The 13,027-nt window shown below is 44.1% G+C and carries 9 protein-coding genes; 3 read left to right on the top strand and 6 right to left on the bottom strand.

Features of this window, described 5'->3' with window-relative positions; all coding sequences use genetic code 11:
* Positions 1-186: 186 nt before the first annotated feature.
* From BV372_RS10990 to atpD, 3 genes are all read right to left on the bottom strand, one after another.
* Complete coding sequence (locus tag BV372_RS10990) at positions 187-2,304, bottom strand: flotillin family protein (RefSeq protein ID WP_086686545.1); 2,118 nt, start codon at positions 2,302-2,304, stop codon at positions 187-189.
* Between the two features lie 157 nt (positions 2,305-2,461).
* Positions 2,462-2,875 (bottom strand): ATP synthase F1 subunit epsilon, encoded by a 414-nt coding sequence (gene atpC, locus BV372_RS10985; RefSeq protein WP_086686544.1) that lies wholly within the window; start codon positions 2,873-2,875, stop codon positions 2,462-2,464.
* Between the two features lie 319 nt (positions 2,876-3,194).
* Positions 3,195-4,643: a F0F1 ATP synthase subunit beta gene (gene atpD / locus BV372_RS10980; RefSeq protein WP_086686543.1), complete on the bottom strand. Its 1,449-nt coding sequence runs from the start codon at positions 4,641-4,643 to the stop codon at positions 3,195-3,197.
* Positions 4,644-5,644: 1,001 nt separating this feature from the next.
* Between atpD and BV372_RS10975 the strand changes: the two genes are divergently transcribed.
* Positions 5,645-6,463 (top strand): SirB1 family protein, encoded by an 819-nt coding sequence (locus BV372_RS10975; protein WP_086686542.1) that lies wholly within the window; start codon positions 5,645-5,647, stop codon positions 6,461-6,463.
* A gap of 58 nt (positions 6,464-6,521) precedes the next feature.
* On the opposite strand, the gene BV372_RS10970 is transcribed toward BV372_RS10975, so the two are convergent.
* Positions 6,522-6,962 (bottom strand): SRPBCC family protein, encoded by a 441-nt coding sequence (locus tag BV372_RS10970; protein WP_086686541.1) that lies wholly within the window; start codon positions 6,960-6,962, stop codon positions 6,522-6,524.
* A gap of 267 nt (positions 6,963-7,229) precedes the next feature.
* Between BV372_RS10970 and BV372_RS10965 the strand changes: the two genes are divergently transcribed.
* Positions 7,230-8,882 carry a mechanosensitive ion channel gene (locus BV372_RS10965; protein ID WP_086686540.1) on the top strand — a complete coding sequence of 551 codons (1,653 nt, stop codon included), beginning with the start codon at positions 7,230-7,232 and terminating at the stop codon, positions 8,880-8,882.
* A gap of 165 nt (positions 8,883-9,047) precedes the next feature.
* Here the strand turns inward: BV372_RS10965 and BV372_RS10960 are convergent, their stop codons facing one another.
* Together BV372_RS10960 and BV372_RS10955 are read right to left on the bottom strand one after the other, a co-directional pair.
* Positions 9,048-10,196 (bottom strand): AI-2E family transporter, encoded by a 1,149-nt coding sequence (locus BV372_RS10960; protein WP_086686611.1) that lies wholly within the window; start codon positions 10,194-10,196, stop codon positions 9,048-9,050.
* 91 nt (positions 10,197-10,287) lie between these two features.
* Positions 10,288-10,479 carry a hypothetical protein gene (locus BV372_RS10955; RefSeq protein ID WP_086686539.1) on the bottom strand — a complete coding sequence of 64 codons (192 nt, stop codon included), beginning with the start codon at positions 10,477-10,479 and terminating at the stop codon, positions 10,288-10,290.
* Between the two features lie 300 nt (positions 10,480-10,779).
* On the opposite strand from BV372_RS10955, the gene ftsH reads away from it, so the two are divergent.
* Positions 10,780-12,717 (top strand): ATP-dependent zinc metalloprotease FtsH, encoded by a 1,938-nt coding sequence (gene ftsH / locus BV372_RS10950; RefSeq protein ID WP_086686538.1) that lies wholly within the window; start codon positions 10,780-10,782, stop codon positions 12,715-12,717.
* Positions 12,718-13,027 lie beyond the last annotated feature (310 nt).

Here is a 13,027-nt window from a genome sequence, read left to right as displayed (position 1 = left end):
AAACATAATCTAAAATCTCTATTTGAGAATTCTCAAGAGTAGTAATTTTAAGACATTGCTGATTAACGGTATGAAAGTTTCAATCAAAGGTACAAAAAATACTTCATATCGAATTAGTATCAGCACTTTAGAAATTCTTGAGCGCTAAAGTGCTGACTACCTAAAAACTAATACGTTTTAATAATTTTACTTATCTACAGGAAAATCAACAACTATTGGCGGAATACTGCTTTGTCCGTTTGGTTGAGTTTTCACGATTGGTTGCGGATGCAATGGTGTTGGTAAAGCTTCACCTTGCTTGCCAGTTTGATTCCATAAAATCATTGATAATAGCCCATCCACTAAACCATTAGTGCTGCCATTGCTACCACCAACAAGGATATCTGGAATTAGGCGGACATTGCGATCGCCGATTATTTGCATCAGTTGCATGGCTGTATAACCTTGTGGCCCCAAAGCTTCCACACCAGTGCGGTAGGTTTCAGCTTTAGCATTACCTGTGGCGCGAATACCTTCCGCCTCAGCCATTGCCCGCAATTTTGTACCTTCAGCTTCACCATTCGCCTGTTTAATTTGGGCTTGCGCTTTCAAATCGGCAATATGGACACTCTGCTCTGATTTCACCATTTCTTGTTGGATATCAGCCAGTGCTGTTTCCCGGACAAGTTGTTGTCGTTGAGTTTGCGCTGCTTGTTGTACTTCATAAGTCTTACGCTGTTCTTCAGCAATTTTCCGGTCGGTCTGTGTCTGCATTAGAGTCGCCGGTGGCTGAATATCGCCAATTAAAGTGTCTATTGCTTGTACATCGTAAGCTCGTAGCGCTACCTTAATATAGTCCGCAGCTTCAACTTGGCGTTCACTCCGAGCAGTTAGAAAGTCTAAGACAGTACAGTTTTGGGCAGAGTTACGGAAATAGTTACCAATAGTGGGTTCTAATACATGGTCTACTAAATTTTGCATAGAACCAACGCGGGAAATCACCTTCGGGGCATCTAAAGCACCGACGTGGATAATTTGCGCTACTTCCAAATCGAAGGCAAACCCATCACGCGATCGCACTGTCAGAGAGGCTAGTTGAGCATCATAACTGTGGCGTTCGGTACGACCTGACCAGTTTAAAACTATGTTGGTCGTTGGCACCAATTCAATCTTCATAATTCGGGAATTGAGTGGATGCTTACCAGGATAAAGTGGTTCAACCCATACACCCTTATGTCCTTGGTTCACTAAGTTACCGTGGGTGAAGGCGGCACCACTGACATCTTCTTGGGCTTTACCTACGAAAGAAATGACCACGCCCACATAGCCTATGGGAATTTCTGTCATTGGTACTTGTTCAACCTGCACAAACCAAGGATTCAAGTTCCAAGAACCAGAGAGTAAAATCTGCTCTTGTAAGCCTCTGCGTCCACCTGCATCAATGAATTTCTGTCCGTTCTGAAAGTTGTCGTGTCCCGCGATTGTCGGCCCAGCAATTTCACCACCGGGAATTGGCAGACCATCTAAGGTAGTAACGATACCAACTTTGTCAGATGGTAGGCTATATACCCGCAACTGTTCTGGATTCATGCCATGAGCCGTGGCATTTGATGCCATAAGCACTTTAAACAAAGCGGTATTGATGCGGTAAGTACCAGCCGTCAAAAAACCCATTTGACGACCTTTTTCCCCACCGTGGGTAAGGAATTTTCGAGCATCTTGAAAGTTGTCGCAATCGACAATTTTACCGAGGATGCGTTCTGGCGGGTTGGATGCGCCATCTGCCGCTACAATCAGGGCAATTTCACCTTGAGGCACAACGACTACCTGTTCTTTGCGAACTGAGTACTGCCAAGGCCAATAACCCCAATGCCAACCAGGAGCCAGAGTATCTGCTTGCAAACCTGCTTCACCATTCAGGGCAATCAACCGTCCTGCCGGCAGTCCACGCCCGGAGAGGGTAAATTTCCTGACTACAATGCCAACTTCCCGTTCCCCAATCACTACCAAACCACCAAAGAATAGGGGGACAAATACGATCACACCCCCCAAAATAATAATTGGGATTACTCCCCCAGGCACCAATTGCATTGCCTGGTATTGAGTAGTACTGGTTGGTAACTGAGCAATAACGGGTTGTTGCTGCGCAGGTTGGACTGAAACTGAGGCGATTTCGTTTGTTGTAAGTGTTCTTACGGTTGTTGCCTTAGCAGCATTAGCATAATTAACACTACCAGCTATTGCTAATGATGCAACAACAGATCCAGCAAAACGAACTAATTTATTTTGTTTGCGCTTACCAAAGGAAGATTGAAACCTATTCATAATGTGTGCCCTTCTGGGCAACTAATTATCTAAGTTATCACTTCACTTGGGCGGCACAAAATTTCTTAAACTTGGTGTAATTTTTTTAGCGGAATGAATATATTTTTAAGGGTGGACAAATAGCCCACCCTCAGAAGTTAAAATCCAAAGTATAATTTTAGACCAAACCACCAGCAGCTTGAAACCGAGCGCGGGCGCGTTTAAAGGCTTGGTTTGCCTGGATTTGGGCTTGGCGATCGCCTGCTGTTACCTGATTTAGCTTTGTTTGTGCTTCGCTGTAAGCAGCACGAGCTTGTTCTAGGTCAATAGCACTGCCACGTTCAGCACCGTTTACCAGAATTGTGACTTCATTTTCTTCAACTTCGGCAAAGCCACCCAAAAGAGCGATCGCTTGCCAATCTTGATTTTTGCTGGGACGTACTCGCATTACACCTGTATCCAAGGCGGTCAAAAGCGGTGCGTGTCCAGTCAAGATACCTAGCTGACCAGTGGTGCTGGGTAGAACTACTTCTTCAGCTTCGGCATCCCACACAGTTTTATCTGGGGAAATTACACGAACGGTTAATGTCATTTGTCTTTTGTCCTTTGTCCTTTGTCCTCTGTTACAAAGTTGAGGCAGTCTGTTGGCGGGGCTACCCCGCTTAAAGGAACTGCCGTCTGATGCTTTCGGCAACCCCTACCCTACGGCAAGGGCTACACCCAAGGGTGTAGGAAGGAAACTTCTGCTCAACGCCAGTTCGTTCAAGTCGGGGGACCCTTTCGGCAGTCGCTCATGGGGGAAACCCCCAAGACCGCGCTGCCTCACCACACGACTGGCTCAACTTTGCGCTTTGTAATTTGCCATTAGTCACTAGCACTTACACTAATGACTAATGACAGATGACCAATGACTAACCTTTGATTTTTTGAGCTTTGGCGATCGCTTCGTTAATATCGCCAACCAAGTAGAAAGCCTGCTCTGGTAAGTCATCCAACTCACCAGACAGAATTTTCTGGAATCCTTTGATGGTATCTTCCAACTTCACATACTTCCCAGGAGAACCAGTGAATACTTCCGCTACAAAGAACGGCTGGGACAAGAAGCGCTCAACCTTACGTGCGCGCGCCACAATTAGACGGTCTTCTTCAGACAATTCATCTAGACCGAGAATGGCGATAATGTCCTGTAGTTCTTTATAACGTTGCAGAGTTGACTGTACAGCACGGGCAGTGCTGTAATGCTCATCCCCTACAATGTCGGGCTGAAGCATGGTAGAAGTCGAGCCTAAGGGGTCCACAGCTGGATAAATTCCTTTAGCAGCCAAACCGCGAGACAGCACTGTTGTTCCGTCTAAGTGAGCAAAGGTGGTTGCAGGTGCAGGGTCAGTCAAGTCATCCGCAGGTACATACACTGCCTGAATAGAGGTAATAGAACCTTCTGTAGTTGAGGTGATCCGTTCTTGTAATGCACCCACATCAGTACCCAGAGTAGGCTGATATCCTACCGCTGAAGGCATCCGTCCCAAAAGCGCAGATACTTCTGAACCTGCTTGTACGAACCGGAAGATGTTGTCAATAAACAGCAGTACGTCCTGCTTGTTCACGTCACGGAAGTACTCTGCTACTGTCAATCCAGAAAGACCAACCCGCATTCTTGCTCCAGGTGGTTCGTTCATCTGACCGTAAACCAGAGCAATCTTCGATTCGTTGAGGTTATCTTTGTTGATTACCCCAGATTCAATCATTTCATTGTAGAGGTCATTACCTTCGCGAGTGCGTTCACCCACGCCAGCGAAGACAGATACTCCACCGTGCTGAGTAGCGATGTTGTTGATCAACTCCATCATGATCACGGTCTTACCAACACCTGCACCGCCGAACAGACCAATTTTTCCACCACGCCGATAAGGAGTTAGGAGATCAACAACTTTGATTCCAGTCTCGAATACGGAAGGTTTAGTTTCCAGATCGGTGAATTTGGGAGCCTCTCGATGGATAGGCAATGTTGCCTCAGCATTTACAGGCCCCTGATTATCTACGGGTTCGCCCAGGACGTTGAAGATCCGACCCAAGGTGGCTTTACCAACTGGCACGCTAATGGGAGCGCCAGTATCAACGACTTCCAGACCACGCACTAAGCCATCGGTGGAGCTCATAGCAACAGCCCGCACCTGGTTGTCGCCCAGCAGTTGCTGTACTTCAACAGTCAGGTTGATTTCCTGTCCAGCTTCGTTGGAGCCTTTGATGGTCAAAGCGTTGTAGATTTGCGGTAATTTCCCGCCGGGAAACTTAACGTCTACAACAGGACCAATGATTTGGGTAATGTAACCGATGTTTGTTTTTTCTGCGGTGGTGACCATGCTGAGCCTAATGATTGAAGCTATATTTCAGATAGGGTCGTAGACGACATAAGATGAAGTAATGTCACTTTTCAGATTAACACTGAACGACCCCATTCACCGCCATAAATTGATTCTTAAGACTGGGGTCTCAGAGAATAAATTAAGCTAGTTTGTCAATTGTCTGAAGTAACCTCAGATTTAAAAAGCTATGTCTAGCAACGGTAGACACAGCATCTTTATAAGTAGTATTAACTAATTTATACTTTTAATACGTAGGTTTCTGTTGCTGTTTGCGCTTGTGCAGTGAAGTAGCAACAACCGCACTTACAGCCAAGAACCCAAAGCTGTAGCAGGTTCAGGAACAGCAGTTATCTTCAGATCATCTAGGTATGCACCCAGACTATTAGAGGCTTCATCATAGATCCTCAAAAGCTAGACGAGTAGTTGGGCCTGTCGCAACTAGCTCATATGCAAAAGTCTTCCACTTTGTATAAGCAAGTTCAACTCTATTGGCACGGCCAGGTTCCCTTATCTCCACAGAGGAATTTTCTTAACTGAACCGAAGAAATGGCTCCCCTACATATACGTAGATTTTTACAATAATCAAATCGGATTCCTATAGATAGAGGATACAATCCTCCACAATGGAATTTTCTAATATCAAGGTAATAAGCAGATTGTTTAGATTCGCGTAAATATTGGTTATTTTCATCAGGCACAAGGTACAAGGTAAGAGAGTGGTAATATAGTTATCCTTCTTTACATACTTATTTTGATTTGTGTCTTTATACTGAAATAGCAAAAACAGCTAGAAAATCAGAATGTTAAGGGAAAATGGTGATTGTTGACATAGAAAAACTTATTAAATAATCTTCATCCTTTGGAGATATTTAGTGCCTGCAACCTCTGTAAAAATTAAATTTTCAAAATCTTCTGAATATCCTTAAGATAAAAGTAGGTACGGAAAACTGCTATCAGTTGACCAGCTTCAACCTCATACTTCCACCGAGCAAGTGCTTATGAATTTCTCGTCAGCGAGACAATATTTTTACCAGGAGATTCAGCAGTCTGACGAGAAAATCGACCTGGTAAAGGCAAGTTTATATATTGCACAGGAAGAATATCCTGACCTTGACCCAGAAGAATACCTGAATACCTTCGATACAATGGCAGCAGAACTACAAGAACGCTTGCCTGATTCATGGTATCCTTTACGAGTGATTCAAAGTATAAATCACTATTTATATGATGACTTAGGATTTGCTGGGAATAAAGCAGACTACTACGATCCTTGCAACAGCTTTTTAAATGATGTAATTGACCGTCGGTTAGGCATTCCTATTACTTTAGCTCTAGTTTATATGGAGGTGTCCCGACGAATTGATTTTCCAATGGTGGGGATAGGAATGCCCGGACATTTCCTGATCCGCCCAGATATTTCAGATATGGAAATTTTTGTGGATGCATTCAATCGGGGTGAAGTTTTATTTGCTCAAGATTGTGAAGAACGGCTATCTCAAATGTTTCAGCAACCTGTGCAGTTACAGCCAGAATTTTTAGTTCCAGTCAGCCATCGACAAATTTTGGCACGGATGCTAACGAATCTCAAATTTATTTACCTCAAAAAGAAAAATTTAGAAAAAAGTTTAGCTGCGGTTGAACGAATTTTACTGTTGTTTCCTGGCGTGAGCTTAGAATTACGCGATCGCGGTCTTATTTACTATCAACTCGGTTACTACCCCCAAGCTGCTGACGACTTGCAAACTTATCTAACCAAAGTTCCTGACGCAGAGGATTCAGTCGCAATCCGACGGTTGTTGGCTGAGTTGGGTAGATGAGGGGATAAGGGGGACAGGGGAGAAATAACTCTTGAATGTTGACTATTGACTAAATTTGTTACACACTTTCAGCCACTCGTTTGAGGCGGCGCAGTTGGGCTTGCATATCTTCTTTTGTCCAAGATGCTGCAAAGGTATTGAAGCCCCAACTTACTAGGGGGTTGGGAATATCGAACTCAAAACGGTTTAATAGGTTCGTTCCCTTGGATATTGGTTGACATTCCCAGCGATCGCGTCCTTGAAAAAATCCTTTAAATCCCCAAACAACTAAACCTGGTTGGCGTTCTACGACAACAGTGTTCAAGGTAGGCTGAATTACAGGAATTTGGATGATAAAACGACTTTGACTACCTACATCCGTACTCCAAACTTTGCCTACAGGTTCGCAACGTAAAACTGGGTTAAGCCATCGGTGCATGAGGGCTAGATCGGTAATACAGTGCTCCACCACCGTAGCTGTGGCATTAATTTGAATTGATTGTTCCAAAACTTGCGACATTCTACATTTTTGATGCGGCTGCTGCACTTAGAGTAACTCAAAATCGGCTGTTAATAACCAAGAGTTCGTCATCATAGTGGAGGAATTACCGCCTCGCGAATTTAGTTAAAAATTACTTTTGATCCGCATGTCATATATGTTTTTACTGTTAAATTGTTAAGCAAAATACTCGTGAACTTACGGGGATGCCGGTTTGTGCATCACAATCTACGCCAGAAGTACCTTAAGTGTTCTGGCTTAACAATTAACTCTTAATTCCGAAAAACCATGAACGCAACTTGGCTAGGAAGAATCCAGGTAATGGAAATTGGTTTGTCGATGAGGGTGCAGCCACTTTTGGCACAATCGCCAAGTCTACCACCGTACCCACCAGCCGTGAGGCAGGGAACTACTGATCTTCAAGCTATTTTTGACCAGATAATTCTGTTTACACCCCGCTTGCTAGGAGCAGCGGCAATTTTGGCAATTGGTTGGATACTTGCTTTTTTTGTTGCAAAAGCAACGCGAAAAGTCCTCAATCGCACAAACATAGATAACCGCATTGCTTCAGGGGTAACTGGTCGAGAGGATGTTCCTCAGGTGGAGCAGTTAATCTCCGGCTTAGTCTTTTGGAGTATCATCCTGTTGACGGCGGTAGCTGTATTACAAGCTTTGGGGCTGGAAGTAGCCTCTCGACCACTCAATAATTTTCTCGATCAACTTGTGGGGTTTTTACCAAAGCTGGTTGGTGCGGCAATTCTTTTGGGTGTTGCTTGGCTACTTGCTACGGTTGTCAAGATTATTACAGTCCGCGGACTCCAGATTTTAAGGTTGGATGAGCGTTTAAATCAAGAAACACAAGATGCTACCACCGGAGTGTCTCAGTTATCTCTAAGTGAAACGATTGGCAATGCTCTGTATTGGTTCATCTTTTTACTGTTTCTCGTCCCCGTTCTGGATACTCTGGGGCTAAGAGAGGCGCTACAACCAGTAAAAGCTCTGATTACAGAAATTCTGTCAATTCTGCCGAATATCTTAGCAGCAACATTAATTGCTGCTGTCGGCTGGTTTCTGGCTAATATCATCCGTCGAATTGTCACTAACTTGCTGATTGCAACCGGAATAGACCATTTAGGTAGTCGGTTTGGACTCTCTCCAAGTGCGGGTGTACAACCGTTGTCAAATATTCTCGGCACACTTGTCTATATTTTAATTTTGATTCCAGTAGCGATCGCCGCACTCAATGCTTTAAAAATTGATGCGATTTCAGTTCCCGCGATCGCCATGCTACAACAAATTCTCAATGCCTTACCCGCAATCTTTACAGCCATAGCAATTCTAATTATTGGCTATTTTGTGGGGCGGTTTGTTTCAGATCTGGTTACTACTATCCTCACTAGTTTGGGCTTTAACAATATTTTTGCTGTCCTGGGTTTGCCATCACCGAGACAAACAGCCGTATACACAGAAGCAGGCGCACCAGTATCGACTCCAACCCGGACTCCATCAGAAATTGTTGGGATTATCGTCTTCGTCGGCATTCTGTTGTTTGCGACGGTTGCAGCAGTCAATATCCTAAATATTGCAGCGCTGACAGCATTGATATCCGGCATTTTAATTATATTCGGGCGAATTATAGCCGGATTATTGGTATTTGGCATTGGTTTGTTCTTGGCAAATCTAGCTTTTAGTATCATTGCCAGTTCTGAGAATCCTCAAGCACGAATTTTAGGACAAGTGGCGCGGATTGCCATCATTACTCTAGTATCAGCAATGGCACTGCGACAGATTGGCGTTGCTAGCGACATTGTGAATTTAGCATTTGGGCTTTTACTAGGCGCGATCGCTGTTGCTATTGCCTTAGCCTTTGGTCTTGGTGGTCGTGATATTGCCCGCGAGCAAGTCCGAGAGTGGCTAGACTCTTTTAAAAGTAAAGGGTAAAAGTTAATGTCTGATGGCCCAGTTGCTTGATTGCGATATTTGTAGGTTGGGCAGTGCTCATCAGTACTTCAAACGTCCATGAGAGCAGATCTTAATGGGCGATTCCCAGCCTACGATGTGTGGTCTAACCATTTATCAAATGGTTGTAAATTTCGCACAGCTTTACTAATCTTCTTGCTGTACAGCATCATCAATCGATCTTTCTGCATGAATATCTGGATTATTTTCTCCCCAAGGATCATCTAACCCAGGAGAGTTAGAAACTATCACTAACTCAGCCTCTTTTTTAGAGTTATGTCCCCACTCATCTAAAACATCTTTAATTAAGACTTCTTGCAACCAAATTTTAGCGACAACAGTCAGAGGGAGCGCTAAAAATAATCCTAAAAAACCAAAGAAAGTCACGAAAAATAACTGGGCAATTAATGTCACAGCTGGTAGTAAAGAAACTTGATGAGCCATGACGACTGGTGTAATGAAATTACTTTCAGCCTGCTGAATGAAAAAGTAGAGAATCAATACAGCAACAGCTTTCCAAGGAGCATCCAAAAGTGCGATCGCCATTGCTGGAACTACACTCATTGTCGGGCCAAGGTTAGGAATCAAGTTTAAAAATCCTGCCAAAACACCTAAAGCCAATGCCGCCTTCACGCCTAAAGCTGATAAGCCAATTACACTCATCAGTCCGACTACGCCCATAGCAATGAGTGCGCCTATTACCCATCCCCCTAATGAAGTTTCGCACTTATCCAAAATCCCATCTACTCGCCGCCGATAAAATGAGGGGAAAAGACGCACAAATACTTTACGGTAAGCCTGGGGATTGGCTAATAACATTCCTGTTAGAACCAGCACTAGTAGAATTTTGAGGACAGCTTCTAACGAGCCAGAGACAAAGGCAAAAGAGTTTCCTACTAGTCGATTGATAAATGGCTGTGCTTGTTGGATCAGACTGTCTATATCGGGGATGTAAGGTACTAGCTGATTGGGAACCTGTGTTTTTAAGGTATTAACCCAACTATTAAAGCGTTCAAAACCTTGGGGAACTCGATAAGTGAGTTCGTGAAACTGCGCTGCAAATGGCGGCACAATCAGCCAGAAAAAGCCTACAATCAAGGCAAAAAAGATGCCAACCGCGAGAAGGACGGCGAAACCACGTCTGATTCCCCAGCGTTGGAACCATCGTGCTAGGCGATTTAAGGTTGTAGCTAATACAATTGCGGCAAACATCAGCAACAGTACTTCTTTAATTTGCCACAAGATATATAAAGAAAGGATGATGGCGATTAAGCCGATCCATTGACCTAGGTTCACAGGTAGACTCCCAGCAGTTGGCAAGCTGCATTCTCAAGATCATGCAGCTAGGTTAGTTGATTTTAGCAACTTCCGCCTACAGGGTTATCAGCTAATTTTGTTTTTGTCCTTGGAATCGCCACAATAAAGCGATCGCCATAATCACAGCAGGTAACAGAACCATAACGAGGGCGATTGTATCTGTCCCCGGAATCATCAAACTCGGCGCTGCGTACTTAATCAAGAGCGAGAGCATCATCGAGAGTAGAAACACTTTCACAACCAATCCCAGCTTATTTTCCATAAAAGTTCGGCAATACGCATTGTTCTGTGGGGTATACACGAATTTGGTCTACGCCATCTAGTTTCTAGAATAGACCTAACAGATACAAAACTTTGCAATTCACGTTCCGCACTTGCAACTGTCACTCAGCAATTTCTTGCGCACATTGGTATCTAACAGTCTTGGTGTGTTTGATGACATTGCTTTATTTGGTTTATTTGCTTTGCTACTAACTTGAAAAACTAGTTATTAATCATTTCTAAAAACCAAGGACAAATGACTAATGACTAACGATAAAATCCAATTGAGGGTACATCAAAAATGCCTGTTGAAAATAATAACAAAAATAAATTGAAACCTTCTAGAGTAAAGCAGTTCGGGGGTAGCTTCCTGATATTACTAACTACATTGTTGCTGCTTAACTTTATTGTTCCAAGTTTTTTAGGTCCACGATTGCCGCAAGTTCCTTATAGCGACTTTATTGTTCAGGTACAAGCGGGTAAAGTTGAGCGGGCGATGGTAGGTAGCGATCGCATTGAGTATGTTCTCAAAAATCAAACCTCCGACGGCAAAGCTGCTGAACAGGTATTAACTACTACACCAGTAGCTCTCGATCTCGATTTACCGAAGATTCTCCGCGAGCATAATGTTGAGTTTGCAGCTCCAGCACCAGATCCAAATGGCTGGCTGGGTACTTTACTTAGCTGGGTAGCTCCACCATTAATTTTCTTCGGGATTTGGGGATTTTTAATGAATCGTCAGGGAGGGGGCCCGGCGGCGTTGACGGTAGGTAAAAGCAAGGCGCGTATCTCTTCTGATGGCAGCACAGGTGTAAAATTTACTGATGTTGCTGGTGTCGATGAAGCCAAAGTTGAACTAGAAGAAATTGTCGATTTCTTAAAGAATGCTGACAAATACACCCGCTTGGGAGCGAAAATTCCTAAAGGTGCATTACTGGTAGGGCCTCCTGGAACAGGTAAGACATTGTTAGCCAGAGCGATCGCTGGGGAAGCAGCGGTTCCTTTCTTCAGTATTTCTGGTTCCGAATTCATCGAATTATTCGTTGGTGTCGGTGCTGCACGTGTCCGCGATTTATTTGAGCAAGCTAAAAAACAAGCTCCCTGTATCGTCTTTATCGATGAGTTAGACGCACTGGGTAAATCTCGCGGTGGTGCTGGTGGATTTGTGGGTGGTAATGATGAACGGGAACAAACCCTTAATCAGTTACTTACCGAAATGGATGGCTTTGATGCCAATACAGGCGTAATTATTATCGCCGCTACCAACCGTCCCGAAGTCCTTGACCCTGCATTGCGCCGTCCCGGACGCTTTGACCGCCAAGTTGTAGTTGATCGACCTGATAAAATCGGTCGCGAAGCGATTCTCAAAGTTCATGCGAGAAATGTCAAATTAGCTGAGGATGTTAACTTAGCTACCATCGCTATCCGCACACCAGGGTTTGCTGGGGCAGATTTAGCCAACCTAGTCAACGAAGCCGCACTGCTAGCGGCTCGTCAAAATCGGCAAGCGGTCATCATGGCAGATTTTAACGAAGCGATCGAGCGCTTGGTGGCTGGGTTAGAAAAACGCTCTCGCGTGTTAAATGAAACTGAGAAGAAGACCGTAGCTTATCACGAAGTTGGTCATGCGATCATTGGTGCTTTAATGCCTGGGGCTGGTAAAGTTGAAAAAATATCCGTTGTTCCTCGTGGTGTAGGTGCATTGGGTTACACAATCCAAATGCCAGAAGAAGACCGCTTTTTGATGGTTGAAGACGAAATTCGCGGACGGATTGCAACGTTATTGGGTGGACGTTCGGCTGAAGAAGTTGTCTTTGGAAAGGTGTCTACTGGTGCGTCTGACGATATTCAAAAAGCTACTGATTTGGCAGAACGCGCTATCACCATCTATGGAATGAGTGATAAACTAGGGCCAGTAGCATTTGAAAAGATTCAACAGCAATTTATCGAAGGCTATGGAAATCCACGCCGTTCGATCAGTCCTCAAGTCGCAGAGGAAATTGACCGCGAAGTGAAGCAGACATTAGATAATGCCCATCACATCGCTTTAAGTATTTTGCAACATAACCGCACATTACTAGAAGAGACTGCACAAGAACTACTGCAACAAGAAATTCTGGAAGGCGTAAAATTGCGGGAACGTCTCCAGCAAGCCGCAGCGCCAGAAGAACTCAATGAATGGTTGCGTACAGGTAAGTTATCAGAAGATAGACCCTTGTTGCAAACGCTTTTGGTCTAATAATTTGAGATTGAAGTAAAGAAAGCGATCGCTCTATTACGAGGGCGATCGCTTTTTTATCCTCATATTAACCGCTACTAACTGCCATCTAAATTTTCAACATCTTGAGGTTACAAACGCTAATTTAACGTGAGTTCGACAGATTCTAAAGAACCCCACTTCCATTCCTCTCCCCGAAGCGGGGAGAGGCTTAAAAACCCTAATTTTTCGTACCCAACTCAGGATATTGAAGCCCCTCTCCGAAACGGAGAGGATACAGCTGGCAAATAGGGGGTAATACCCCTCAATATAAGCCCAAACTGAAAATAAC

The organism is Nostoc sp. T09 (genome assembly GCF_002154695.1).
GTDB lineage: Bacteria > Cyanobacteriota > Cyanobacteriia > Cyanobacteriales > Nostocaceae > Aulosira.
The sequence above is the reverse complement of the archived record's forward strand: the minus strand, read 5'-3'. Positions and strand labels throughout refer to the sequence as shown.